General features: G+C 73.1%; 21 protein-coding genes. 3 read left to right on the plus strand and 18 right to left on the minus strand.

All coding sequences use genetic code 11. The features are described 5' to 3' along the window. Positions 1-17: 17 nt before the first annotated feature. From OG349_RS03365 to OG349_RS03390, 6 genes are all read right to left on the minus strand, one after another. Positions 18-872 (minus strand): amidohydrolase family protein, encoded by an 855-nt coding sequence (locus OG349_RS03365; RefSeq protein WP_327238424.1) that lies wholly within the window; start codon positions 870-872, stop codon positions 18-20. A 6-nt stretch (positions 873-878) separates the two neighbouring features. Further along, complete coding sequence (locus OG349_RS03370) at positions 879-1,190, minus strand: L-rhamnose mutarotase (RefSeq protein ID WP_327233145.1); 312 nt, start codon at positions 1,188-1,190, stop codon at positions 879-881. Continuing rightward, positions 1,187-2,185 (minus strand): aldo/keto reductase, encoded by a 999-nt coding sequence (locus tag OG349_RS03375; protein WP_327233146.1) that lies wholly within the window; start codon positions 2,183-2,185, stop codon positions 1,187-1,189. The genes OG349_RS03370 and OG349_RS03375 overlap by 4 nt, the downstream gene beginning before the upstream one ends. Before the next feature lie 182 nt (positions 2,186-2,367). Further along, on the minus strand, positions 2,368-3,753 hold the full coding sequence (locus tag OG349_RS03380) for a wax ester/triacylglycerol synthase family O-acyltransferase (protein WP_327233147.1): 1,386 nt from the start codon (positions 3,751-3,753) through the stop codon (positions 2,368-2,370). A 70-nt stretch (positions 3,754-3,823) separates the two neighbouring features. Continuing rightward, a complete protein-coding gene (locus OG349_RS03385) occupies positions 3,824-5,896 on the minus strand; it encodes a SpoIIE family protein phosphatase (RefSeq protein ID WP_327233148.1) in 2,073 nt (690 codons plus the stop codon). A 44-nt stretch (positions 5,897-5,940) separates the two neighbouring features. Further along, positions 5,941-7,083: a DUF6777 domain-containing protein gene (locus OG349_RS03390; protein WP_327233149.1), complete on the minus strand. Its 1,143-nt coding sequence runs from the start codon at positions 7,081-7,083 to the stop codon at positions 5,941-5,943. A 327-nt stretch (positions 7,084-7,410) separates the two neighbouring features. Here OG349_RS03390 and OG349_RS03395 point away from each other — a divergent pair, with 327 nt between their 5' ends. Next, positions 7,411-7,947, plus strand: coding sequence for a DUF1990 family protein (locus tag OG349_RS03395; protein ID WP_327233150.1), 537 nt, complete (start codon positions 7,411-7,413; stop codon positions 7,945-7,947). 97 nt (positions 7,948-8,044) lie between these two features. On the opposite strand, the gene OG349_RS03400 is transcribed toward OG349_RS03395, so the two are convergent. From OG349_RS03400 to OG349_RS03445, 10 genes are all read right to left on the minus strand, one after another. Then, positions 8,045-9,934, minus strand: coding sequence for a phospholipase C (locus OG349_RS03400; protein WP_442806191.1), 1,890 nt, complete (start codon positions 9,932-9,934; stop codon positions 8,045-8,047). 159 nt (positions 9,935-10,093) lie between these two features. Continuing rightward, positions 10,094-11,446, minus strand: a complete 1,353-nt coding sequence (gene efeB, locus OG349_RS03405) for an iron uptake transporter deferrochelatase/peroxidase subunit (RefSeq protein WP_327233151.1) — start codon at positions 11,444-11,446, stop codon at positions 10,094-10,096. After that, complete coding sequence (locus OG349_RS03410) at positions 11,443-12,633, minus strand: EfeM/EfeO family lipoprotein (RefSeq protein WP_327233152.1); 1,191 nt, start codon at positions 12,631-12,633, stop codon at positions 11,443-11,445. The genes efeB and OG349_RS03410 overlap by 4 nt, the downstream gene beginning before the upstream one ends. A gap of 247 nt (positions 12,634-12,880) precedes the next feature. Then, complete coding sequence (locus OG349_RS03415) at positions 12,881-13,051, minus strand: hypothetical protein (RefSeq protein WP_327233153.1); 171 nt, start codon at positions 13,049-13,051, stop codon at positions 12,881-12,883. 225 nt (positions 13,052-13,276) lie between these two features. Continuing rightward, positions 13,277-14,749, minus strand: coding sequence for an SDR family NAD(P)-dependent oxidoreductase (locus OG349_RS03420; RefSeq protein ID WP_327233154.1), 1,473 nt, complete (start codon positions 14,747-14,749; stop codon positions 13,277-13,279). Positions 14,750-14,849: 100 nt separating this feature from the next. Further along, entirely contained in the window at positions 14,850-15,563 is a 714-nt protein-coding gene (locus tag OG349_RS03425; RefSeq protein WP_327233155.1) for a GNAT family N-acetyltransferase, read from the minus strand. Next, positions 15,560-16,483 (minus strand): NADP-dependent oxidoreductase, encoded by a 924-nt coding sequence (locus tag OG349_RS03430; protein WP_327233156.1) that lies wholly within the window; start codon positions 16,481-16,483, stop codon positions 15,560-15,562. Before OG349_RS03430 ends, OG349_RS03425 begins: the two co-directional genes overlap by 4 nt. Before the next feature lie 227 nt (positions 16,484-16,710). Then, positions 16,711-17,928 (minus strand): glucose-1-phosphate adenylyltransferase, encoded by a 1,218-nt coding sequence (gene glgC, locus OG349_RS03435; RefSeq protein WP_327233157.1) that lies wholly within the window; start codon positions 17,926-17,928, stop codon positions 16,711-16,713. A gap of 25 nt (positions 17,929-17,953) precedes the next feature. Further along, complete coding sequence (glgA, locus tag OG349_RS03440) at positions 17,954-19,144, minus strand: glycogen synthase (protein ID WP_327233158.1); 1,191 nt, start codon at positions 19,142-19,144, stop codon at positions 17,954-17,956. A 95-nt stretch (positions 19,145-19,239) separates the two neighbouring features. Then, entirely contained in the window at positions 19,240-19,959 is a 720-nt protein-coding gene (locus OG349_RS03445) for a (2Fe-2S)-binding protein (protein ID WP_327233159.1), read from the minus strand. Between the two features lie 239 nt (positions 19,960-20,198). On the opposite strand from OG349_RS03445, the gene OG349_RS03450 reads away from it, so the two are divergent. Beyond that, positions 20,199-21,401 (plus strand): DMT family transporter, encoded by a 1,203-nt coding sequence (locus OG349_RS03450; protein ID WP_327233160.1) that lies wholly within the window; start codon positions 20,199-20,201, stop codon positions 21,399-21,401. On the opposite strand, the gene OG349_RS03455 is transcribed toward OG349_RS03450, so the two are convergent. Further along, complete coding sequence (locus OG349_RS03455; protein ID WP_327233161.1) at positions 21,282-22,523, minus strand: transglycosylase family protein; 1,242 nt, start codon at positions 22,521-22,523, stop codon at positions 21,282-21,284. The two genes, OG349_RS03450 and OG349_RS03455, sit on opposite strands and share 120 nt — an antisense overlap. A 154-nt stretch (positions 22,524-22,677) precedes the next feature. Here OG349_RS03455 and OG349_RS03460 point away from each other — a divergent pair, with 154 nt between their 5' ends. Then, the gene (locus OG349_RS03460) at positions 22,678-23,805 is read left to right on the plus strand and encodes a LacI family DNA-binding transcriptional regulator (RefSeq protein WP_327233162.1); all 1,128 of its coding nucleotides are present in this window, start codon (positions 22,678-22,680) and stop codon (positions 23,803-23,805) included. Positions 23,806-23,978: 173 nt separating this feature from the next. On the opposite strand, the gene OG349_RS03465 is transcribed toward OG349_RS03460, so the two are convergent. Beyond that, positions 23,979-25,319, minus strand: coding sequence for an ROK family transcriptional regulator (locus OG349_RS03465; protein WP_327233163.1), 1,341 nt, complete (start codon positions 25,317-25,319; stop codon positions 23,979-23,981). Positions 25,320-25,400 lie beyond the last annotated feature (81 nt).

Below are 25,400 nucleotides of genomic sequence, written 5' to 3' on the forward strand. Positions count from 1 at the left end.
GGGGGCCGGAGGCCGGCTCAGAGGCCGTACACGCGCCTCGCCGTGGTGGAGAAGACCTCCGTCCGTTCCGCCTCGGTCAGGCCGTCCGTCACCGTACGAGCCGCGTCGAGGACCTCGGTGTACGAGGCCGCCAGGCGGGAGACCGGCCAGTCGGAGCCGAACATCAGGCGGGTGGGGCCGAACGCGCTGAGGACGGTGTCGGCGTAGGGGCGCAGGCCGTTGGGGGTCCAGGAGTCCCAGGACGCCTCGGTCACCATGCCGGACAGCTTGCAGACCGTGTTGGGCCGGGCCGCCAGCGCCTCGACGTGGTCCGCCCAGGGCTGGATGGCCCCGGAGGCGATCGGCGGCTTGCCGAGGTGGTCGAGGACGAAGGTGAGGCCGGGCAGCAGTCCGGCCGCCTTGGTGGCGGCGGGCAGCTGGGAGACCTGGACCACCAGGTCGTACACGAGTCCCTCCGCCTCGACGGCGGCCAGTCCGCGCTGGACGTCGGGGCGCAGCAGCCACTCCGGGTCCGGCTCGCCCTGGACCTGGTGGCGGATGCCGACGAGCCGGTCGCCCCCGGGCAGCGCGCGCAGGGCGGCGAGGGTGTCCGCGACGTCGGGCGCGGTGAGGTCGGTCCAGCCGACCACACCGGCGACGAGGTCGCTGCCGTGCGCGATCGCGAGGAATTCCGGGGTCTCCTCGGCGACCGTGACGGTCTGGACGACGACGGTGGCGCTCACCCCGGCCGCCCGGGCCTCCGGCTCCAGGTCGGCGAGGGTGAAGTCGCGGCGCAGGGGCGCGAGGGCGGGTCCGGTGATCCAGTCCTGGTCGCGTACCGACAGGTCCCAGAAGTGGTGGTGGGCGTCGACGACGTTCGCGGGCGGGGTCATCATGCGTCAGAGCTCCCAGACGACGGGCAGGCCGGCGTCGGCGCCGGCCGCGGAGTAGTCGTGCACGGTGTCGAGCAGCTCGGCCATCCTGGCCTGCCAGGCGACGTTGACCGGCAGCTGGTCGAGCGCGGCGAGGAGGCGGCCGTAGTCCTCGCACTCCACGACGTGGAACAGGTCGGTGCCGCTGCGCCAGATCGTCCACGAGGTGGCCCCGGCGGCGCGGATCGCGGCGGTCAGCGCCGGGGGCACCTCGCGGTGGGCCGCCTCGTACTCCTCGACGCGGTCGGCGCGCACGGACGTGCGCAGGGCGACCCTCATGCCTCGGTCCCGTCCTCGGCCAGCAGGCCGGCCGCCCGCAGCTCCGCCCACAGGTCCTCGGGGACGTCCCGCGCGAGCTGCTCGGCGGCGTCCCGTACCTCGGCGGCCGAGCGGGTGCCCACCAGCACGCTCGCGACGGCGGGGTGCCGCAGCGGGTAGTGCAGCGCGGCGGCGCGCAGGGGCAGCCCGTGGCGGCGGGTGACGGCGTCCATCCGCAGCGCCCGGTCCAGGAGGGCGGCCGGCGCCGCCGCGTAGTCGTAGGTCGCGCCGGGCCGGGGGTCGGCGAGCAGGCCGGAGTTGAAGACCCCGCCCACGACGACGCTCTTGCCGCGCGCGGCGGCCTCGGGGAGCAGCGCGGTGAGGGCGGACCCGTCCAGGAGGGTGAAGCGCCCGGCGCAGAGCACCACGTCGACGTCGGTCTCCCGTACGAAGCGGGTGAGCATCGCGGTCGCGTTCATCCCGGCGCCGATCGCGCCGATGACCCCTTCGCCGCGCAGCTTCTCCAGGGCCGGGTAGGCCTGGCCGAAGGCCTCGTCCTCGTGGTGGTCCGGGTCGTGCAGGTAGACGATGTCGATCCAGTCGGTGCCGAGGCGGGCGAGACTGTCCTCGATGCCGCGCCGGATTCCGTCGGCGCTGAAGTCCCAGATCCGGCGGTGCGTGGCCGGTACGGCGAAGCCGTTGGCGAGGTCGTCGCCGGGGCCGTCCGCCGGGAGCTCGGCGGCGGGTACGGGTTCGAGGACGCGGCCCACCTTGGTGGAGAGGGTGTACTCGTCGCGCGGCCGGCCGCGCAGCGCCTCGCCGAGCCGGCGCTCGGAGAGCCCGAGGCCGTAGTGGGGCGCGGTGTCGAAGTAGCGGATGCCCGCGTCCCAGGCGGCGTCGACCGCGGCGGTGGCCTGGTCCGGTTCGACCGGGCTGTAGAGATTGCCGATCCCGGCCGCCCCGAAGGACAGTCCGGTCACCTGGACCGCACTGTGTCCGAGCGTGGTGTGCCGCATACCGCTGACGCCTCCCCAAATGTTCCGCCGGCGGCTTCCGCGCCGCCGGTCTCGTCGCATACGACGATCACGACGAATATTCATCGGATGACTGGGTGGCGTCAACACCTCGGGGACAGCAGTTCTGTGTTGTTCTGTGGCGATCACTCCGATCTATGGGGCTGTACGCGTCCCAAGGGGCTCTACGGGGCGATCCTGAGCAGCTCGTCCAGTTCCTCGTTCATCCCGCGCGCCAGCCGGGCCAGGTCCGGTACGGCCTTCCCGTCGGCCACGAGCCCCACGTACACCTGCCCTCCGTAGGAGGAGAGGGCGATCGCCAGCGACTGGCCGCGGGCCAGGGGCGCCATCGGGTACAGCGCGCGCAGCGGGCAGCCGCCGAGGGAGAGCGTGGAGCGGGGCAGGGGCACGCTCGTCACCAGGATGTCGAAGAGGACCCGGGCCGCGTTGCCCGCGAGGGGCGCCCCGAGCCGGTGGGCGAGCGGCGGCAGGGCGTCGGCGAGCAGGGCGAACGCGCCCGCTCCCCGGGCGGGACCTTCGGACTTGTTACGGTCCATGGCGCCGCGCACCGCGTCGAGCCTGGCCCGCGCGTCGGCCTCGGCGACCGGCAGGCCCAGCAGGTAGGCGGAGAGCTCGTTGGCCGATCCGGGCGGGCTGTCGGGCCGCCGCCGGGAGACCGGTACGAGCGCGCGCGGCGGGACCACCGGCAGCGGCTCACCGCGCTCCAGCATCCAGCGGCGCAGCGCGCCGGCCACCGTGGCGAGCAGGACGTCGTTGACGGAGCCACCCGAGCCACCCGAGCCACCCGCGGCCTTGCGGACCAGCTGGACGTCCGTCAGGTCCAGGACGGCGGTGGCGAGCTGCCGGGTCCCGCTGGAGCCCGCGGTGAGGGCGGCGACCCCCCGGGGGTCGAAACGGCTGGCCCGTACGACGGAGGCGCCGATGCCGAGCGCCCTGCGGAGGTCTTCGAGCCGGTCCCTGGCGAGCCCCGCCGCCTGCCAGGGACCCGGCAGCCAGGAGCGCGGGGGCACCGGACGGGCCCGCCGGGCCCCCGCCGCCCGGACGTCGGCGATCTGGTCGAAGATGCCCGCGCCGATGGCGACGGCCCGCATGCCGTCCGCGAGGGCGTGGTGCATCTTCACGAGGACGGCGAACCGCCGGCCCCCCTCAGGAGCGGTCCCCGGCCCGGGGTCCCCGGGCGTCAGCACGTACATCTCCCAGGGCGGGACACCGCGCTCCAGCGGGCGTTCCATCAGCTCCCCGGCGAGGAGTTCGGCCTGGGCGGAGAAGTCACCGGCCGGGAGCGGCAGCACCCGTACGTGCCGGTGGACGTCGAAGTCCTTGTCCACCGCCCAGGCGGCCCCCCCGACCGGCAGCAGGACGTCCCGTACCCGCATCCGCAGCCGGGGCACGGCGGCGGCGCGGGTGGCGAGCAGCTCGGGCACTCCTTCGCCGGGGGTCGTCCCTGGGGCCGCGGTGAAGACGGCGAGCGCGCCCAGGTGCATGGGGTGGTCGGCGGATTCGAGGTGCCAGAAAGCCAGATCGAGAGGTGCCAGCAGCTCGGTGGTCAAGGGGTCCTCACGTTCCGATCAGTTACGGTCAAGGTCAGCCACTTCACGCATAACTAACGATGCGTACCACTCAACGTGACGGCCGGTCCGGGACAAGGAACTCGCTCCACACACACTTGCCGCTGCCACGTGACTCCACCCCCCAGGCGTCCGCCAGCTCGTCCACGAGCAGCAGTCCGCGCCCCGAGACGCCCGCCTCCCCGGCGTCCCTGCGGCGCGGCAGCGCGCTGGAGCGGTCCTCGACCTCGACCCGCAGCCGCCGTACGGTCCCGGCCAGGACCCGTACGGTCACGATCGCGCCGCCGTCGGTGTGCATGAGCGCGTTGGTGATCAGTTCGTCGGCGGACAGCTCGATCTCGTCGGACCGGTTGCCCGCGCCCCAGGCGCCCACCGCCGCCCGGATCATGTGCCGTGCCGAGCTGAGCGCCTCCGGGTCGCCCTGCGCGACGTGCTGCTGGAGCCGGCCGCCGGTCTGCGGGGCATGGGCGCCCCTGCGGCGCAGCAGCAGGACGGCGACGTCGTCCTCGCCGCCGCGTTCGTCCACGACCTCGCAGAGCTTGTCGGCGAGCATCTGGAGGTCGCGCGGCCCGTCGCGGACGAGCGAGGACAGCAGCCGCATCCCGTCGTCCAGGTCGGCGCCCGGCTGCTCGACCAGTCCGTCGGTGAAGAGCAACAGGGTCTGGCCCGGGTCCAGTTCGAGCGTCTTCACCGGGTAGTCGAGCTGCCCGAAGAGCGCCGAGAGGCCGAGCGGCATCCCGCCGCTCACCGGGAATCTCCGGCAGCTGCCGTCCATGCCCCTGATCATCGGGTCGACGTGGCCGGCCCGGACCAGCTGGACCACGCCGGTCGTCAGGTCGGCCTCCGCGTAGATGCAGGTCGCGAAGCGGTCGGTGTCCAGTTCGTGCAGGAAGACGGAGGCGCGGGCCATCACCGTCGCCGGGGTGTGCCCCTCGGCGGCGTACGCGCGCAGCACGATGCGCAGCTGGCCCATCACGGCGGCGGCGTGCGTGTCGTGGCCCTGGACGTCCCCGATGACCGCGCCCACCCGGCCGCCGGGCAGCGGGATCACGTCGTACCAGTCACCGCCGATGTCCCGGCCGAGCCGGGCCGACCGGTAGCGGACCGCGATCTCGGCACCCGGGACGGCGGGGATCCGGCGCGGCAGCATGGCCTGCTGGAGGCCCTCCGCCAGATCGTGGTCCTGCTCGAAGAGGACGGCGCGCTGGAGGCTCTGGGCGATGCTGCTGCCGAGGGCGACGAGGAGGTTGCGGTCCTCGCCGCTGAAGCCGTTCTTGTCGCCGTAGAGCAGGCCGAGGGCGCCGATGGGACGGGCCTGCGCGATGAGCGGGAGGTACGCGGCGGCGGTGATGCCCAGCTCGCTGATGTGCGGCCACAGGTCCGGGTAGGACGCGGCGAACTCCTCCGCGGACTCGATGAACCGGGGCGTGAGCGTCCGTACGACATCGCTCATCGGGTACGGCTCGTCGATCCGGGTGACGCGGGTGCCGGGCACGAAGGACCCCTCGGGCCCCTCGGCGACCAGGTGGATACGGCCGGACTCGACCAGTCCCATGACGAGGCTGGTCGCGCCGAGGTGCTCCAGGCCGTGGGACTCCTTCAGGACGTCGATGACGTCCTGGACGGTCCTGGCGTGGGCGAGGGCGGCGGTCGTGCCCTCCACGACGCTGGTCTGGACCCGGCGTACCGCGTCCAGTTCCAGCCGGGCGGTGGAGTCGGCGAGCTCCTGGCTGGCGTCGCGGAGGACGCCGATGACCCGGTAGGGCCGGCCGTCGCCCTCGCGGCGGATACGGCCCTGGGCGTGCATCCAGCGCAGCGTGCCGTCGCGCTGCCGCACGCGCATGTAGGCACCGTAGGTCTCGCTGCCGTTCTCCATGGCCTCGGCCACGACGGCGTAGAGCCGGATGCCCTCGTTGTAGGGGATCCGGCCCTTGAGCCCGCTCGGCCGCCCGTCGTACTCCTCGGCCGTGAGGTCCAGCACGGCGAGCGCCGAGCCGTCGAGGTGCAGCAGCCCGCTGTCGAGATCCCAGTCGAAGATGCCCATCCGGTTGAGGGACATGCTGAGTTCCGGAGGGGCGGGCCAGTCGTCAGGGAGCGACACGGCACCCGCTGCCCGTTCAGCCATGGGGACACTCTGTCATCATTTGTCGGATTCTTCGAGTGGTCCGGTCATTCCTGGTAGGCATCGGGGCCGGTCAGGACCTCACTGACCTGTTCCTTGTCGGGCTCGACGGGGAACATCCCGTCGTCGTCGTCGCCGGTCGGGACGGGCTCGGGTTCGGGCTGCATGGGCCGCTCCCCCGGCGGGTCCTCCGGCGGCTCCTCCGACGGAGGCTCGGGGGGCAGGGTGTCGCCGGGCCGCAGTGTCGTACGGGTGGGGGCGCCGGACTCGCGCGGGGTCGTGTCCGGCTTCGCCGGGGCGGACGGCCCGGGAGTGACCGAGGGCTTGACAGGGGGAACGCCGGAGGGAATGGCCTCGCCGGGCGGCCGTACGGTGTCGGGGTCGGTGATGTCGGCCTCGGGGCCGTACGGCGGCAGGACCTCGGGGAGCGCGTCCTCGTCCCCGTCCGTGCCCGTCCTGCGCTGCATCCAGGCGACGTCGACCAGGTCGACCACCACCAGTCCTTCGAGGTCCGCGTCCGCGCGGTTGATGACGACGACGCGGCCGGGGGCGTAACCCGCCCAGCGCTTGCCCCGGTTCACGACCGCGCCCCGGACGGGGACGGGGGCGCGCAGCGGGTTCCCGCAGGCGCAGCGCACCCGTGGCAGCCCCCGCTCGTCGACCATGACGGCGGTGCCGGCCTGGAGCACGGACTGGTAGGGGGCGGCGGCCCCGTCGCGGTAGCCGTGGCCGGTGACGCGGGCGTCGGCCCGCAGGACCACCGGGGTGAGGCCGCGCAGGAAGGCCGGGACGGCGCTCCCGCCGATGCCGGCGCCCCGGGCGAAGGCGCGGGAGCGGGTCCGGTCCTCGGTGAGGAGGCGGATCTGCCGCTCCACGTCACAGCTGGAGACGGAGCGGGCGGCGCCGTAGAGACCGGGGGTCGAGCCGGGGAGGGCGCGGGCGGCGCCGACGGGCGCCGCGGTGGCCCCGCGGGCGGACCGGCGGGAGGCGGGCGGGCCCTCGGACGTGACGGTGACGGTCGACTCGGTGAACGGGTGGGCGCCCGGGTCGCCGGCCGACTGGAAGAACAGCTCCTTGGCGCGCGGCGCGCTCGTGCCGCCGCCCCCGCAGCCCGACAGGACCAGCGCGCCCGCGGCCAGCGCGGACAGCGCGGCGAGTGCGGTGTACCGACGACGGTTGGGTGAGCGCACCGGTGTCTCCCGCCTCTTCCTCCGAAGGGTGTCCCCTCATGTCTGACGGAACCTCACCCGGCGCGCAAGCGGGGACGGGCCGGGAGGACCCGGCGCTTGAACGTGTTCAACCGACGACATAGGCTGCATCCATGACTTGAACACGTTCAAGTCCGGAGGGTGGGGTGTGGCGTCCGTGCTGGTCAGCCCGGTCGTGACAGCCGGCCCGCCGGTGATCGCGCCGGTGGGGCCCGGCGGCCGGAGACACCGGGCGCACCGCCCGCGCCGGGTCCGTCCGCACTACGCCGCCGGTGGCCCCGGACCGGCGCCGACCCAAGGAGAACGCGCGTGACAGAGCCCCGTACGGAGCCCGCCCCGGCGGATGCCCCGTTCACCTATCGCGAGGTCGGCGCGACCCGGCTCGGGCCGCTCCCCCGTGGCTACCGGCACCTCTTCCACACCGCCAGGATCGGCCGGGGCCGCCCGGCCTTCGAGGCCGCGGGCACCGCCGTGACCACCTGGGCGATGCACCGGCGGGCGGGCACGCGGATCCGGGCACGCTCCCCGCGCGCGGTGGCGGGCGGCGCCGTCGAGGTCTCGCTGGGCGCGGGCCCGCTGCGGGTGCGCGCGCCGTGCCGGGTGGTGTGGACGGCGTACGAGAAGGACCGCACCGGTTTCGCGTACGGGACGCTGCCCGGGCACCCGGAGCGCGGCGAGGAGTCCTTCGTGGTGGATCTGCACGAGGACGGCACGGTGTGGTTCACCGTGATGGCCTTCAGCCGCCCGGCCCGGTGGTACACCCGGCTCGCGGGTCCGCTGGTGCCCGTCCTGCAACGGGCCTACGCCGTCCGGCTGGGCCGCACGCTGGAGCGCGTAGCGGCCTGAGCCCTGACGTCCTGAGCCCTGACGTACGTACGCGGGCGTGCGGGGAGGGACAGCGCCGCCCCTTCCCGCACGCCCGCACGCCCGCGCGTACGGACCGTCAGACCGCCGCGCGGTCCCGGCCGCGACGGCGCAGGTACGCGCCACCGCCGAGCGCCACGAGCAGCGCCGCGCCGATCGCGGTCGGCAGCACGACGGACGACGCCGAACCGCTCGTCGCCGCCAGACCCGCCCGGTCGAGGTTGCCCCCGGCCGGACCCGTGATCTTCGACCTGACCGGCTTCGCCGGGTGCCGGGGGATCGACGTGATCGAGGAGACCGCGCCGTTCTTGCTCAGCAGCACCTGGACCTTGTTCGGGTGCTTGAAGTCGAAGGCGTTCAGCAGCGTGCCGCCCCGGACGTCGAACGAGCCGTCACCGACCCGCCCCGTCTTCCAGTTGTTCTCGATGAACGAGGTGATCGACGCCTGCTCGGTGAGCGTGTGGTCGATGTGGTTCGTCTTCGCGTACGGGGAGATCACCAGCAGCGGCTGGCGCGGCCCGGGGCCGCACCGGTCCTGGTAGCCGGCCTTCGGGACCGGACCCTGCCGGCAGGCCTTGCTGTCGGCGGGCTGGTTGTTGGAGCCGGGGGTCGCGTCCCTGGAGCCGTTGAGGACCGGCGGGGAGACGTGGTCGTACCAGCCGTCCGAGTCGTCGTAGGCGACGACGATCGCGGTGTCCTTCCACTGCGGCGACTTCTGGATCTTGTTGATCTCCGAGACGAGGAAGTTCTGCTCGTCCAGTGGGTCCGAGTTGCCGGGGTGGCCGTCCTGGTACGCGGCGGCCTTGAGGAAGCTCACCGCGGGCAGCTTCTGGGCGGCCAGGGCCGCGTCGAAGTCGGTCAGGTCGTAGTTGTGGTTGGCCCGCCCGCCGTGCCCGATCTCGTCGACCGAGGCCGGTGCGAGGTGGTGCGGGTTCGAGGTGGACTTGTAGTACTCGAACGGCGAGTGGTGCGGGCTGTAGTCCTTCACGGCCGCGCCGCCCAGGTTGGCGTGGGTCGTGTCGCACTTCGCGTACGTGCCCGGCGTACCGTCCCCCGCGGTGCTGGGCCGGAAGCCGCCCTGGAACCAGCCCCAGGTGTCGCCCTCGGCGTTCAGCAGGTCACCGATGTTCTTGCCCTTGAGGGCCGCGAGCGCGCTGGTGCTCGTGTGGTCGCTGTCCGAGCAGTCGTCGTACGCCGGGTCGGGGTCGGCCACGACCGTGCCGACACCCTTGGCGTCCGGCGAGGCCAGCACGGACGAGCTGGGGGTGGCGGTCTGCTTCGGGTTCTCGGTGCCCGAGGCCGGGTCGACCGAGATCGCGCCGTGCGTCTGTCCCGAGATCAGGTTCAGCGCGCCGGGGGTCGAGGGCCCGAACCCGGAGCTGTACGAGTTGTCGTTGAGCGTGTAGTGCTGCGCGTAGTTCCACAGCGCCGTCACGGTGTTGCCGTCGTAGTAGTCCATGACCAGGCCGGGCTCGCCGAACAGACCACCGGAGCAGGTGTCGGTCTCGGTGTTCTCGACGAACTTGTCGGCCTTGCCGTTGTTGTACGCGAGCTGCTCAGGGCCGTAGTTGTGGTTCTGCGAGCAGGTCAGAGCCTGCGCCGGGCTCAGCCGCTTGGGCAGGTACTGGTTCGGGTTCCTCTTCAGCAGGTTGGCGTTGGCCAGGTTGTTCACCGCCTTGGGCGTCTTCTTCGAGGCGGTGAAGGGGGTGCCGTCGGTGTTCGCGGCCTTCGGGTACGTCGCGAAGTAGTGGTCGAAGGACTCGTTCTCGTCGAAGAGGACCACGACGTGCTTGATCGGGGTCGCGGTCCTCGCGCTGTTGTCCTTGACGGGCTTGGGGTGGTGACCGGGCGCCGCGGCGGCCGGGGCCACCGACCCGCCGAGCGCGATGAGGGCGGCGGCGGTGGCGAGCGTCGCCGCCCGGCCCGTCCGGCGCCGGCCCTGGCGCGCCATGACTCTTGCTGTGAACATCTGTCACCTATCGCTGCGTGCGCGCCCGGGCGCCCCCGTCGGGCGCCCGGGGGGTGCGCCGTCTGATTGTCGTCAGCATGTTCGGACGCCCGTACGCACCACTGCGTGGCCCGACCATGTATCTCCGGTGAATGGTTGGTCAGGGAATGCAAATGTCCGTCACGCCAGGAGTGCGCTGCCCAGCCAGTCGGCGCGGTCGCGTATCCCGGGAAGGGCGAAGAAGTAGCCGCCGCCGTACGGCTTGACGTAGTCCACCAGGGGTTCACCGGCGAGCTTCTTCTGCACGGCGGCGAACTGCCGGTCAAGGTCCTGCTGGAAGCAGCAGAACACCAGGCCGGTGTCGAGGTCGCCGTTGTCCCGTACACCGCGGTCGTAGTTGTAGCCGCGCCGCAGCAGCCGGGTGTCGGCGGTCGCGGCGGTCCTGGGGTTGGCCAGCCTGATGTGCGCGTCCAGCGGGATCACGTCACCCTGCGGGTCCTGGGCGTACCGGGGCGCGTCCTTCTCGTGGCCGCCGTCCAGGGGCGCGCCGCTGTCGCGGGAGCGGCCCATCATCCGCTCCTGTTCGTGGAGGGAGACCCGGTCCCAGAACTCCACCATCATCCGGATCAGCCGCACCACCTGGTAGCTGCCGCCCGCCGCCCAGGCCGGCTCGCCGCCGCCGGGACGTACCCACACCAGCCGGTCCATCAGGCGCGCGTCCCCGGTGTCGGGGTTGCCGGTGCCGTCCTTGAAACCCATCAGGTTGCGGGGGGTGCCGGACGGGCGCGGCGGCGACACGAAGCCTTCCATGCGCCAGCGGATCTGCGCCGGCCCCCGGGTGTGCCGGGCGACGTCGCGCAGGGCGTGCGCCACCGTGTCGGGGTGGTCGGCGCAGAGCTGGAGCATCAGGTCGCCGTGGCACCAGGCGTCCGCCGGGTCGTCGTCGGGGAAGACGTCCATCGGCCGCAGCCGGCGCGGGCGCAGGGACGCGAGGCCGAAGCGGTCGTCGAAGAGCGAGGAGCCCACCGCGACCGTCGCGGTCAGGCCGTCGCCGGGGACGACCGGGCCGAGGACACCGGAGTCGGGCAGCGGCGCGGAGATGCCGAGCGGCTCGGGCACGCCGCCCGCGGTGAGGAACCGCAGGCGTTCGGTGAGGGTGCGCAGCAGGTCGGTCAGTCCGGCGCGGTCGCGGGCGGTGACGTCGAAGGACGTGAAGACGGCGTGGCGCTGGACGGGCGTCAGGATGCCCGCCTGGTGGGCTCCGTGGAAGGGAATCGTGCGGCCTTCCGGCCGCTCCGGCACCGGCTCGTCGCCCGCGCGGGCGACGGCGCCCACTCCCCCGGCCCCCACGGCGGCACCGGCGGCGCCCGCCGCCAGCGCCCGGTGCAGGAAGGACCGCCGCCGCACGCCTGACGGGGCGTCATCAGCGGTGCCCGTAAAGGCCGTTGGGCCGGTGGCCGAGAGCGGGTTCGCGTCGCCGTCGGGCGGGGTGGGTCCTGTGGCCATGGAGTCCTCCGTACAGTCGGTGGTCATGAGGTCCTCCGTACGTCGAAGATGACCGCCACCGGGGCCAGTTGTTCCGCCAGGTCGCCGAAGTCGGCGTCGATCCGTTCGCGGTCGGCGCGGGGCAGGGCCGCCGGCGCCCGCCAGCCGCCGTGGGACGCCAGTGCGTCCAGGTCCCGCTCCGTGGTCCGCAGTCCGCTGTCGACGCGCGGCAGGCCGGTGTCGCGGGGGGTCAGCAACGGCCGCAGCAGCGTGACCAGTTCGGCGGTGCCGTCCAGTCCGGCGCGGGCCGACGCGAGGGAGGTGCCGCTGCCGAAGTCGGAGCGGCCCGTGAGGTCCTGCTGGATGCTGTCCTCGGTGATCTCGTGGGTACGCAGGCCCAGGTCGACCGGCTCCATGCGGGTGTCCGTCCACGTGGTCCGGAGCGTCCGTACATCCGCCGCCAGCCGGTCGGCGGGACCGCGCAGCCCCTTCGCCGGCTCGCCGTGCCACAGGCCGTACTCGACCCGGTGGAAACCGGTGAAGTCCGGGTCGTGCGGGCCGCCGGGCAGCCCGGCGTCGGTGCCGTCCACGGCGGCGCCGAGGTCCCCGAACGCGCCGTACGCGCCCCCGAGCCTGACGAACGCCAGGTGGGCGGGCAGCCAGGCGGCGCGCGCGGCGGCCAGGTCTCCCCGGTCGACCGCGTCGCGCAGTGTGCCGACCCGGGCCACCACCCCGCCGAACCCGTCGGCCACCCACTTCTGGTAGGCGAGGGTCACGGGGATCAGGTCGTGGGTGTTGACGGGCAGTACGGCCGGGCCGCCCCGGGCGGGGCCCCGGCTGATCCGTACGGCCGCCCCCGTGACCGCGTCGGTGTCCTCGACCAGGCAGCGGAAGGTGTACGTGCCACGGCCCAGGGTCACCCGGATCGGGCGGGTCGTGCCGGGCGCGAGCCCGTCGACCTCGCCGAGCAACGCGCCGGTGGAGTCGGTGAGATGGACCTCGGCGGCGCTGGTGGTGTCGTTGCGCACGTCGAAGACCTGGAGTCCCGGCCGGGGGTGCTGCCAGCCCTTGCCGCAGGTCTCCGCGGCGTCCGACGCCTCGACGGCTGTGTGCGGCAGACCGTCAGCGGCCGGGTCGGCCCGCCGGGCCACGGCCCGCGCGGTGTGTCCGCCGGGGTGCGCGAGGGCGAGCGCGCCGCCCGTGCCCGCCAGGACGAGACACACGGCGAGCGCCACACGTCCGGGTCGTACCCGGCGGGCGGGCGGAGGGCCTGCCTGCGGTCCCGGGGGGACGTGGTGGAAGAAGTCACGTAGCGGCACGGAAATGGATGCTAGTTGCAGTTATCGCGGCGGCCGGGGACGACTCGGTGAAGTTCGGCCGAAATCAAGATGTCCGGCCGGCGCGGGGGCGCCGGCCGGACGGACGTCTTCCGGCGTCGGTACGGTCAGCCGTACGGTCGGTCCGCACGGCCGGTCGGCACCGTCAGTCGATTCCGCGCAGGATGTGCGGCTCCGAGAGGTCGTCCTCGTACCCCGCCAGCCGGATCGGGGCCGACCTGGCCCACACTTCGAGGTTGCCGAGCTTCTCGGGTCTGCGGGTCGGTTCCCCGGGCTCCGCGGCCCGTTCCTCGCTCGTCTTGATGTCTGGTGTCACGGCGCACTCCTCTGTGTCGCGCAACTCTGGGACAGGGGCAGTTCCGTCGCGGTGGCGCCGTCTACTCGGGCGGGACCGCGGCCGTGGTAGTGGGCCTGTCCCCGCGCGGCCGTGAGGATGGTGTATCCCCGGGTGTTGGCCGCGTGTGCCCCTCAGATTAACCAGATGAGCGGCTGTCCGCTCGACCGGGCTCACCGGGGAGTGACGTTTCCGGCCGAACGGCCCCTACCAGTTGGCGGGCGCGTAGTCCTTGAGGAAGCAGCCGTACAGGGCCTCGCCGCGCTCGCCGCGCACGATCGGGTCGTACACACGCGCCGCGCCGTCGATGAGGTCGAGCGGGGCGTGGAAACCCTCGTCGGCCAGGCGCATCTTGTCCGGGTGCGGGCGCTCGTCCGTGATCCAGCCGGTGTCGACGGCCGTCATGAGGATGCCGTCGGACTCGAACATCTCCTGGGCGCTGGTCCGGGTGAGCATGTTCAGCGCGGCCTTGGCCATGTTCGTGTGCGGGTGCCCCGCCCCCTTGTAACCACGGCTGAAAACACCCTCCATGGCGGAGACGTTGACCACGTACGTGTGGGTCGCCGCGGCGGCGGCCATCGCCTGGCGCAGCCGGCTGATGAGGATGAAGGGCGCGGTGGAGTTGCACAGCTGGACTTCGAGCAGTTCGACCGCGTCGACGTCGGAGACCGTCTGCACCCAGCTGTTGGTGTGGTGCAGGTCGGGTACGAGGCCGCCGGCGTCGATGGCGGTGCCCGCCTCGATCCTGGCGAGGCTGGCCGAACCGCCGACCAGCGCGAGTCCGGTGACGTCCGTGGCGGACAGGGCCTCGGCCGCCCCGGAGGGCAGGACCGCCTGGGCGCCGCTGCCGAAGGCACCGATGACGTGCGAGGCGGGCAGTTCCCCGGCGGGCAGCGGCGCGGACTCGGCGGCGAGCAGCTCGCTGTAGGCCCGCGGGGAGCGGCGTACCGTCTGGGCCGCGTTGTTGATCAGGATGTCCAGCGGGCCCTCGGCGGCGACGGAGTCGGCGAGCGCGACGACCTGGGCGGGGTCCCGCAGGTCGATGCCGACGATCTTGAGCCGGTGGATCCACTCGTCGCTGTCCTCCATCGCCTTGAAACGGCGGATCGCGTCGGTGGGGAAGCGGGTGGTGATGGTGGTGTGGGCGCCGTCGCGCAGCAGGCGCAGCGCGATGTACATGCCGATCTTGGCCCGGCCGCCGGTGAGCAGGGCGCGGCGGCCCGTGAGGTCCGTACGGGCGTCCCTGCGGGCGCGGTTCTCGGCGGCGCAGGACGGGCAGAGCTGGTGGTAGAACGCGTCGACCTCGACGTAGCGGGTCTTGCAGATGTAGCAGGAGCGGGGGCGCCGGAGGATGCCCGCGATCTCCCCCGCGACGGACGACGACGGCAGCAGCCCCTGTGTCTCGTCGTCGATCCGCTCGGCGGAGCCGGTGGCGGTGGCCTCGGTGACCGACCGGTCGTGGGCGGTCTTCGAGGCGCGGCGCTCCTGGCGGCGGCGCTGCTTCACCGTCCGGTAGATCCCGGCGGTGGCCCGGCGCACGGCGATCGCGTCGGGGTGGTCGACGTCGATCTTGTCGAGTTCGTCCAGCACGCTCAGACAGACGGCCAGCCGGTCGGGGTCGATGCCGGGGCCGTGCGCCAGGCTCTCGCCGTTCGCCGGGTTGTCCTCTGTCACCGTCATCGCCGCTGCCGTTCCTCACTCGCCCGTGCGCTGTGCGCGGGTCACTCGTGCGCAGGTCAGGAGCATACCGATGTGTCGGGTGTCAACAAAATCCCTCAGGTCACCCGGTGCTCACCCGGCTGGTGTCCGGCAGCGGGACGCGGGCGTCGAGGAACGTGGTGGTCCTACGGAGCCGGAAGCCGAGCGATTCGTACAGCCTGATGGCGTTCGTGTTCTGCGCGGCGGTGTGCAGGAACGGGACGTCGCCGCGCTCCCGGATGCCGTGGGCGACGGCCAGGACGAGCCGCGCCGCCAGTCCCTGGCCCCGGTGGGCGGGGTCGGTGCAGACGGCGCTGATCTCTGTGTGGCCGACCGGCCGCATCCGCTCCCCGGCCAGGGCGACGAGCGCCCCCTCGCGGCGGATGCCGAGGTAGGTGCCCATCTCGATGGTGCGGGGCATGAAGGGGCCCGGCTGGGTGCGCGCGACCAGGTCGAGGATCTCGTGGACGTCGTCGGCGCCGAGCCGTACCGCCTCCTCGTCGGGGGCGGCGGCCACCCCGTCGTCGATCATCTGCACCCCGTCGATGCTGAAGGTGATCTCCCAGTCGGCGGGCGGGGGCACCCGCAGGCCGGGGAGCGCGACGGTGTTGCCGGGGCCGGTGATCGCGGCGATGTCTGCCCAGTCCTCGTCGTTCGGCTGGTCGGGGAGCGCCAGCCAGGGCGACACCTCGGGCGGGTAGCGCAGCAGCCGGCCCCGCCGTTCGGCGAAGTGCGCGTGCGGTCCGCTCAGGGAGGAGTAGGCGGGGTTGTCCAACGGGTGCGACACGGTGTTCATGCTCCGATCTCGATGACGATCTTGCCCTTGATGTGGCCCTCTTCCACGGCGCGCAGCGCCTCGCCGGCCCGCTCCAGCGGGTACGTCCGGGTGACGTACGGCCGCAGCACCCCGCTCACCACGAGCTTCGCGACCTCGTCCAGGACCTCCGCGTTGCGCGACCGCAGCACGGGCTGCCCGCCGAGGCGCGCGACCGTCGCCCGGTCGCCCGCGCTGATCACTTTCGTACGGTCCTCGACGAGGACGGCCACGGCCTCCAGGTCGGCGCCGCCGACCAGGTCGAACACCGCGTCGATCCCGTCGGGCGCCACGGCCCGCACGCGCGCCGCGACGTCGGGGCCGGGGGTCAGGTGGACGGCGCCGAGCGATTCCACGAAGTCCTTCTTGCCGGCGCTCGCCGTGCCGACGACCCGCAGGCCGCGGCCGACCGCGATCTGGGCGGCGGCGACGCCGACCCCGCCGCCGACGCCCGTGATCAGGAGGGTGGCGCCGGGCGGGAGGTCCAGCTGGGTGACGCCGTCGTACGCGGCCGCGGCGGCGACCGGCAGCGTGGCGGCGTCCGTGAACGACAGCGCGTCCGGCTTGTGCGCGGCGATCCCGACCGGGACGAGGGTGTGTTCCGCGTACCCGCCGGTGGCGGCGGAGCCGAAGACGGGGTCGCCGACCGCGAACCCCGTGACGTCGGGTCCGGTGGCCTCGACCACGCCGGAGACCTCTCCGCCGAAGACGACGGGGAACCGCGGCGGCGGGTCGCCGGGCCTGCTGTAGCCGGTACGGAGTTTGTGGTCGAGCGGGTCCACACCGGCCGCGCGGACGGCGACGCGCACCTGTCCCGGGCCCGGTGCGGGTTTCTCCGGCAGCTCCACGAGCGCTTCCGTCTCGGGGCCGCCGTTGCGGGTGAAGACATACGCCTGAGTCATGGGAACTCCTCGGTTCGGCCGACGCGGTCGCTGGGCCTCGGTCGCTGGGCCTCGGCCCACAAAGGAGGGAAAGCGAATCACCGGACGGCTATTCCCGAGGTCACGCGCTGTTCATACCCTCGCAACAAGCCGCGACGAGGCGCGGCGGAGCGGGCGGCCGGGGATCTCCCCGGCCGCCCGCCGTACCGCGCGTCCTTGTGTCGGCCGACGGGGTCGGGCCGACGGGGTCAGGCGACGACCTGGCCCTTGCCGAGGGCGATGATGCCGTTCTTGGAGACGGTGTAGAGCACCCCGTCCCGCTCGGGGTTGACGCCGATCGTCGCGCCCGGCGGCACGTCCACGTTCTTGTCGAGAATCGCGTTCCTGACGACCGCGCCCCGCCCGATCCGTACGTTGTCGTGGAGCACCGACCCCTGCACCACCGCACCCTCCGAGACGACCACCCCGGGCGAGAGGACGGAGCGGGTGACCTGGCCCCGGATGACACAGCCGGGGCTGACGATCGACTCGCCCGCGATGCCGCCCGCCACGAAGCGCGCGGGCGGCAGCTGGGTCGAGTGGGTGTAGATGGGCCAGCGGCGGTTGTCGAGGTTGAAGGCGGGCTGGTGCGAGATCAGGTCCATGTGCGCGTCGTAGTACGAGTCGAGCGTGCCGACGTCACGCCAGTAGCCGTGTTCGGCGGGCGTCTCGCCGGGGACGTGGTTCTCGGTGAAGTCGTACACCTGGGCCGCGCCGCGCTCGGTGAGCATCGGCAGGATGGAGCCGCCCATGTCGTGCACGGAGTTCTCGTCCTCCGCGTCCCGGTGCAGGGCGTCCACGAGGACCTTCGTCGTGAAGAGGTAGTTGCCCATCGAGGCGAAGACGTGCCCGGGGTCCCCCGGCAGACCCGGCGGGTCGGCCGGCTTCTCCAGGAAGCTGTCGACCTGGACACCGTCCGAGGCCGGGGTGATGATCCCGAACGAGGAGGCCTCGGCCTTGGGCACTCTGATCCCGGCGACGGTGACACCCGCGCCGTTCTCGATGTGCTGCTGGAGCATCTGGCGCGGGTCCATGCGGTACACGTGGTCGGCGCCGAAGACGGCGATGTAGTCGGGCTGTTCGTCGTGGACGAGGTTGAGCGACTGGAGGATCGCGTCCGCGCTGCCCAGGTACCAGTGCGGGCCGAGCCGCTGCTGGGCGGGGACCGGGGTGACGTAGTTCCCCAGCAGGCTCGACATCCGCCAGGTGGTGGTCACATGGCGGTCCAGTGAGTGCGACTTGTACTGCGTGAGCACGCAGATGCGCAGGATGTCCGCGTTCACCAGGTTGGACAGGACAAAATCGACGAGGCGGTACGTACCGCCGAACGTCACCGCCGGTTTGGCCCGGTCCGCGGTGAGCGGCATCAGGCGTTTGCCTTCCCCGCCCGCCAGAACGATTCCGAGCACCGAAGGTCCACCGCGCATCGCCGCTCCCTACTCGTCCGTACTCTCAGAAGCCCTGATCGGACTTCAGCAGCTTCCGGTACACCTCGCGCGTACGCAGGGCCACCTGGTCCCAGCCGAATTCGCGTACGGCGCGCTCCCGTCCCGCTACCCCCATCGCGGCCGCCGACTCCGGATCGTCCAGAACCCGGTTGAGGGTTTCGGTGAGGGCGGACTCGAAGGCGGCCGGGTGGCGCTCGTCGTACGGCACGAGCAGGCCCGTACGCCCGTCGTCCACGACCTCCGGGATGCCGCCGACCGCGGAGGCGACCACGGCCGTCCCGCAGGCCATCGCCTCCAGGTTGACGATGCCGAGCGGTTCGTACACCGACGGGCAGACGAACACCGCCGCGTGCGTGAGCAGTTGGACCACCTCGGGGCGCGGCAGCATCTCGGGGATCCAGTGCACGCCGTCGCGGGTGCGCTGCAACTCCTCGACCAGCTCGCGGAACTCGCGCTCGATCTCCGGGGTGTCCGGCGCGCCCGCGCACAGCACGAGCTGGGCGTCCGGGTCGAGGGCGCGGGCGGCGCGCAGCAGGTGCGGGACGCCCTTCTGGCGGGTGATGCGGCCGACGAAGAGGACAAACGGGCGGTCCGGGTCGAGGCCGATCCGCTCCAGCACGTCCGTGGCCGGATCCGGCCGGTACAGGTGGGTGTCGATGCCGTTGTGGACGACGTGCACCCGGTCCGGGTCGAGGGCGGGGTAGGCGGCGAGGATGTCGGCGCGCATGCCGTGGGAGACGGCGATCACGCCGTCGGCGGCCTCGACCGCCGTGCGCTCGGCCCAGCTGGAGAGCGCGTACCCGCCGCCGAGCTGCTCGGCCTTCCACGGGCGCAGGGGCTCCAGCGAGTGGGCCGTCATCACGTGCGGGATGCCGTGGAGGAGTTTGGCGACGTGGCCGGCGAGGTTCGCGTACCAGGTGTGGGAGTGGACCAGCTCGCGGCCTTCGAGCGCGGCGGCCATCGCCAGGTCCACCGAGAACGTGCGCAGCGCGTCGTTGGCGCTGTCGAGCCCGGCGGCGGCGCGGTGGCGGAACACCCGGTCGCGGGCGTCGGCCGCGGGGTCGGTGCTCTCGCCCCAGCAGTGCACGTCGAGATCGGTCAGCGTCCGCAGCTCCCGGGCCAGGAACTCCACATGGACACCGGCCCCGCCGTAGACGTCCGGCGGATACTCCCGCGTCAGCAGCCCCACCCTCACGCCGTACCCCTGTCGTAGCCCTGTCGTTGCCGCTGGATCGGAACAGTGCCGGTCAGCCTGCCACACGCGGTGTCAGGTGCCGACGTCAGTCATGGTCACCCGGAATCGGCCCCGGCGGAAGACCGGTGCGGAGGCCGGTCGAAGACGCAGTCCCCGCACAGCCCACCGGCCGGACACCGGTAGTGGAGACAGCAGCTCCGCCGTCGGAAGGACCCTGCCCCGTAATCGCCCGTGGCACGCAGGTCCCGGTGATCGAAAAGCTCGGCGGCCAGGGCGTGCGCCCGGGCCCCCGCCTCGGGCCGGCCGTTCCGGTGTCCCCAGGCGGCCAGCTCGCGTGCGGCCCCCGCGAGCGCGGAGGCCGCGTTGCCCCACAGCAGCCGGGGCGAGACGGGGCCGTCGCGGCGCAGGGCCTCGGCGAGCGGGACGAGATGGCCGTACTGCACGACCTCGCGGACGGTCTCGGCGGTGGCCGGAAACGTTCGGGTGCCGGCCAGCCAGAGGTCGTCGGGGGTGGTGAGGTCCGGGTCCCAGTGCAGCCGCTCGGGGTCCAGATCGGGCACCGCGTCCCCCAGAACGGCGCAACCGAGGGCGATGGACCAGAGGCGGGCGGCGAGGCCGAGCTGGGCGACGGACGCCGCGACCCTGCGCTCGGGCGCGCGCAGCCGGGCCGCCACCTTGTCGACGCGGGCCGTCAGGGGCGCGATACCGCCCTCGTACACGCGGGCCAGTGCGCCGTGCGCGCCGGGCGGCGGCTCGGTGCGCACCACGAAGAAGCCTCCTACGGAAGCGACTTCCGCCAGATCCGTCCGGCTCATCCGTACCTCTCTTCCGTCGTCACTGCGATCACTTATGGTGATGTTTTGGCCGATCATTTATGGAATGTGACCGGTCCCGCCCACGTGGACGGACGCGGCCCGCAGCGGTTTCCTCGGCGCTGACCTGCACGACCGTCTCTGGGTGGAGTTCCGGGACCGCCCCGTACTACGACCGTAGTACGGGGGATTGACCACTTCAGGACGACGCCGAATCCGCCCGGACGAGAGATCGTGGGGGCATGAGTGCACTTGCGCTGTCCGTGCTGCTGTCGCTGGTCTCCGCGGTCGCCTACGCGGCCGGGGCGATCCTTCAGGAACGCGTCGCCGCGGACACCCCCGACCGGCCTTATGCCCCGCTGCACCACGGTGTGTGGTGGGCGGCCGTGGCCCTGAACGGGGTGGGGGCGCTGCTGCACGTCGTGGCGCTGGCGTACGGGCCGCTGAGCCTGGTCCAGCCGCTCGGCGCGCTGACGATCGTCTTCGCGCTGCCGATGGCCGCGCTGTTCGTGGGACGCAAGGCCGGGCACACCGCGTGGCGCGGCGCGATCATGGCGGCCGTGGGGCTGGCCGGGCTGCTGGCCCTGACCGGCGGCACCGACTCGCACTCCCTCGGCGCGACGGAGCGGCTGATCCTCGGGGCGGCGACGTTCGGGGCGGTCGGGCTGCTCTTCCTGGTCGCGCAGATGGTGCGGCGGCCGATCGTACGGAGCATGCTGCTCGCCGGCGCGGGCGGTGTCGCGTTCGGGATCGCGTCGGTCTTCACGAAGACGGTCGCGGTGGACTGGACCTCGGACTCCACGACGGTGCAGGTGCCGAGCCTGCTGGTGATCGGTGTGCTGGCGGCCACGGGCCTGATGCTCTCCCAGGCGTCGTACCGGGGCGCCGGCCTGGCGGCCCCGCTGGCGACGGTCACGGTCGTCAACCCGGTGGTGGCCGCGGCGGTGGGCATCACCCTGTTCGGCGAGACCTTCCGGTACGGCGTGCCGGGCACGGTGCTGGCGCTGGGCTCCGGGGTGGTCGCGGCGGGCGGGCTGATCCTGCTCACCACGGAGCGGCTGGGGTCGTCGCGGGAGCCGCGCGACGAGCCCGCGGCGCCGCCGTCCTCGCCGGAGGGGCCCGGGCCCCGTCGTGGTGGCCCGTCGGACGGGGCGCGCCCGGAGGACGTACAACCGGAGGACATAGCCTCCGGCAGCGCACGGCAGGACGGCGCCCACCACGACGGCAGCAGGCCGAACGGGCCGCGTGCGGACGGCACACGGCCCGACGGGACGCGATCGGACGGAATGCGGCCGGAGGGGAAGCCGCCCGAGGGGATGAAGGCGTCAGATGCGGACGCCGCGCGCCCTCAGCCAGGCGAGGGGGTCGATGTCGGTGCCGTAGCCCGGCCCCGTACGCACCTCGAAGTGCAGGTGCGGTCCCGTGCTGTTGCCGGTGGATCCTGACCGGGCGATCCGCTGGCCGCCGCTCACCTGCTGGCCGGCCCGTACCGTCAGCGCGGACAGGTGCGCGTACTGGCTGTACTTGCCGTCCGCGTGCCGGATGACGACCTCGTAGCCGTACGCCCCCGCCCAGCCGGCCGAGACGACGTGCCCGGCGGCGGCCGCCTTCACCGACGTGCCGGTGGGGACGGGGAAGTCGACGCCCGTGTGGTAACCGCTCGCCCAGGCACCGGCCCTGTGGTACGGCGTACCGGTCGACGCGTCCACGGGGGCGGTGGCTCCGCCGGTGGTCTGCGTGCTGGTACGGGTGGGCGCCTCGACCCTGCGCTTCTCCGCCGGCTTCGGCTTGGCCGTCCGCTTCGGTTCGGCGGTCTTCGGCTTCTCGGCCGTCTTGGGTTTCGTGGCCTGGGCCGGCTGCCTGTCCGGCTCCGCCTTGGGCTTGGTGGCGGGAGCGGCGCTCCTGGCCGGGGCCTGGAGGACGAGCTTCTGGCCCGGGAAGATCAGGTCGGGGTCGCTGCCGATGAGGCGGCGGTTGTCCTCGTACAGCCGCTGCCAGCCGCCCTTGACGGACTCGTCCACGGCTATCTCGGAGAGCGAGTCGCCCCGGGCGACGGTGTACCCCTCGCGGTGGGTGGGCACGGACGTCGGCGAGGCGGCCTTGCTCTTGGGCTGGGTCGTCGCCTGGGTCTTCGCCTCCACGGGCGCGGCGCGGGTCGTGCCTCCGGGCGCGATGTCCGGGGCGTCCCCGCCGCGGGTCAGCCCCGCCTTCACCGAACAGGCCGGCCAGGCGCCCGGCCCCTGCCCCTTGAGGACCTTCTCGGCCACGGCTATCTGCTGGTCCTTGGTGGCCAGGTCGGCGCGCGGTGCGAAGCTCCGGCCGCCGTACGCCTCCCAGGTGGACTGGGTGAACTGGAGTCCGCCGTAGTAGCTGTTGCCCGTGTTGATGTTCCAGTCGCCGCTCGACTCGCAGGCCGCGACCTTCTCCCAGACATCCACGGACGCGGCGTGCCCCGCCCCGGCGGCGATGAGCGGCAGCGCCATGCCCGCGCCACCCGCCGTCACGCTCAGCGATACGCGGTTGATGCGGCTCGGCTGGTACCTGCGGTGCCGACCGTTAGCGGCCATGGCTTGCTCCCCCGTTGACAGGTAGGACACGTCGCAAGCCGCCAACTTAAGGGAGTCGTACGGACGGTGACAAGAGCTCACGCTCCGCTCGCCCTCTTTCCGCCGTATACGCCCCCTACGAGAGCGCTCTCCCTCTGGTGCTACAAATGGGGCCATGACGGAAGACGTGCGATCGGCCGCCGCGCCCACCCTGGAGGACGTGGCACGCGCGGCCGGAGTCTCCCGCGCCACGGTCTCCCGGGTGGTCAACGGGGTGCGCAATGTCGATCCCGCGATACAGGAAGCGGTACGGCAGGCCGTCGCGGCCACGGGCTACACGCCCAACCGCGCGGCCCGTTCGCTGGTCACCCGGCGCGCGGACGCGATCGCCCTGGTCGTCTCGGGGGCGGCGGCGGACGACGCGATCGACGAGACCGGGCCGCCGTCCTCCGAGCGGGACGACGGGGGCGCGGACGGCGAGGACGGGGAGACCGACGGCGGGAGTGTCTCCTTCACGGCCCGGGTCTCGGCCGACCCGTTCTTCGGCCGGGTGGTGACGGGGGTCGTCAACCACCTGCGGCCGCGCGGCATGTACCCGATGCTGATGTTCGCGGGGACCGCCCGCGCGCGTGACGAGGTCGTCTCGTACATCCGCCAGGGGAACACGGACGGCGCGCTGGTCGTGTCCGCCCACGCCGAGGACCCGCTGCCGTCCCTGCTCACCGAGGCGGGGCTGTCCGCGGTGCTGTACGGCAGGCCGACCCGGCCGGTACGGATCAGCTATGTGGACCTGGCCCAGCGCGAAGGGGCGCGGCTGGCCGCGGAGCGGCTGCTGGAGCGGGGGTGCCGGCGGATCGTGACGATCACCGGGCCGCTGGAGGCCCCGGTGGGGCAGGACCGGCTGACGGGCTTCCGCGAGACGCTGGCGCGCCGGGGGCGTCCGGAGGTACCGGCGGTCGAGGGGCGGTTCAGCCAGGAGAGCGGCGAGGTGGCGATGGCCCGGCTGCTGGCGGAACACCCGGATCTGGACGGGGTGTTCGCGGCGAACGACCTGATGGCGGTGGGCGCGTGCCATGTGCTGCGCGAGCACGGGCGCCGGGTGCCGGAGGACGTCGCGGTGATCGGCTTCGACGACAACGGGGTGGCCGCGGCGTGCCGTCCGCCGCTGACGACGGTGCGGCAGCCGGTGGAGGAGATGGCTGCGGCGATGGTGGACCTCCTGCTGGACCGCCTGGCCCGGCCCACCCTCCCGGTCACGTCGGTGATCTACGAACCGACCCTGGTGGTACGGGACTCCGCGTAGCGCGCCACCGGGCTGCGGGTGTCCTCAAGCGCCGGACGGGCTTGCAATTCTCCCGCCCGCGCGACACGGAACGAAGGCCGGCCAGATCAAGCCCGTCGGGCGATTGAGGACACCCCGGGCGGGACGGAGGCCGCCAACCAAGCCCGTCCGGCGATGGAGGACAACGCGGCCGTTCAGGCCGACGCGTCCGGCGCGGGAGCCGGGGTGCGGCGCCAGCGGTGCGGGGCCGCGAGGCCGCCCGCGTCGCCGGGAGCCCCGGGCGCGGGCACCCGGGGCCGGCTGCCGCCCCGCGCCAGGAACGCCGCGAGCGGCAGCGTCGCCGCCCCCACCGTCACCGCGTCGGGCCCCAGTTCGCCCAGTTCGATGGTGGTGCGCGCCGACGGGTGCTTGAGGGAGTACGCCTCCGCGTGCCGCCGGATCGCCGGCAGCAGGTGCGGCCCGATGAGCAGCCCGGCCCAGCCCCCCAGCAGGATCCGTTCCGGCAGGAAGAGGTTGATGAGATCCGCGACGGCCGCCCCGAGGCACTCCGCGGTGTGGTCCAGGAGCGAGACGGCCAGCGGATCGGGCGGCGGCCCGTCGGGCCCGGGGAACGCCGCTTCGAGCAGCGCGGCCAGGGCCGTCTCGTCGTCGGCGTCGTCGGGAAGCGGCCCGCCCGCCTCGTACCACCGCTCACGCATCGCCTCGGCGCCCGCGTACGCCTCCAGGCAGCCGATGGAGCCGCAGCGGCATCTGCGCCCGCGCATCTGGACGGTGGTGTGCCCCCACTCCAGCGCGCTGCTGCGGCGGCTCTCCTCGACCAGGCTGCTGCCGTGGATGACGCTGGCGCCGACCCCGGAGCCGATGAGGGCGATCGCCGCCGTGCCGGCGCCCCTGCCCCCGCCGAACCACATCTCGGCCTGGCCCAGGGTCTTGGCGCCGTTGTCGATGAACAGGGGGACCTCGGGCGGGATTTCGAAGCCCTCGCGGAGCAGTTTCTCGAAGGGGACGGCGCTCCAGCCGATGGTCTGGCCGTGCACCACCGCGCCGTCCTGGCCGCCCCGTTCGATGATGCCGGGGACCCCGATGCCGATGCCGAGGAGCCGGGCGGGGTCGGCGCCCGCGTCGCGCAGGACATCGGCGACCCCGGAGCGTACGTGGGAGACGATGCGTTCGACGTCGTACCCGTGCTGGGCGAGGAGCCGTTCGGTCCTGGCGAGTTCGGTGAGCGACAGGTCGAAGAGCTCGACCCTGACCCGGGTCTCGCCGATGTCGATGCCGATCAGCAGTCCGCCGTCGGCGGCGACCCGGAGCAGGGTACGGGGACGGCCGCCGTCGGAGTCGACGACACCGGCCTCTTCGAGGAGGCCCTCCGAGGCCAGTTCCGCGACAACGTTGCTGATGGAGCCCGAACTGAGTCCTGTGGCCGATCCGAGTTCCTGGCGGCTCAGCGGACCGTCGAAATACAACCGTTGTACAACCCTGGCACGATTGCCCCGGCGCAGGTCACGCACTGTCCGTCTGCCGCGCTCAGCCATGTTGCTCCTTCCCGGCAGGCAACATACCCCGGCCCCAGCCCTTGACGCGACCTTCTCTCACCTCTTAAATCACGTCATAAA

The organism is Streptomyces sp. NBC_01317 (assembly GCF_035961655.1).
GTDB lineage: Bacteria > Actinomycetota > Actinomycetes > Streptomycetales > Streptomycetaceae > Streptomyces.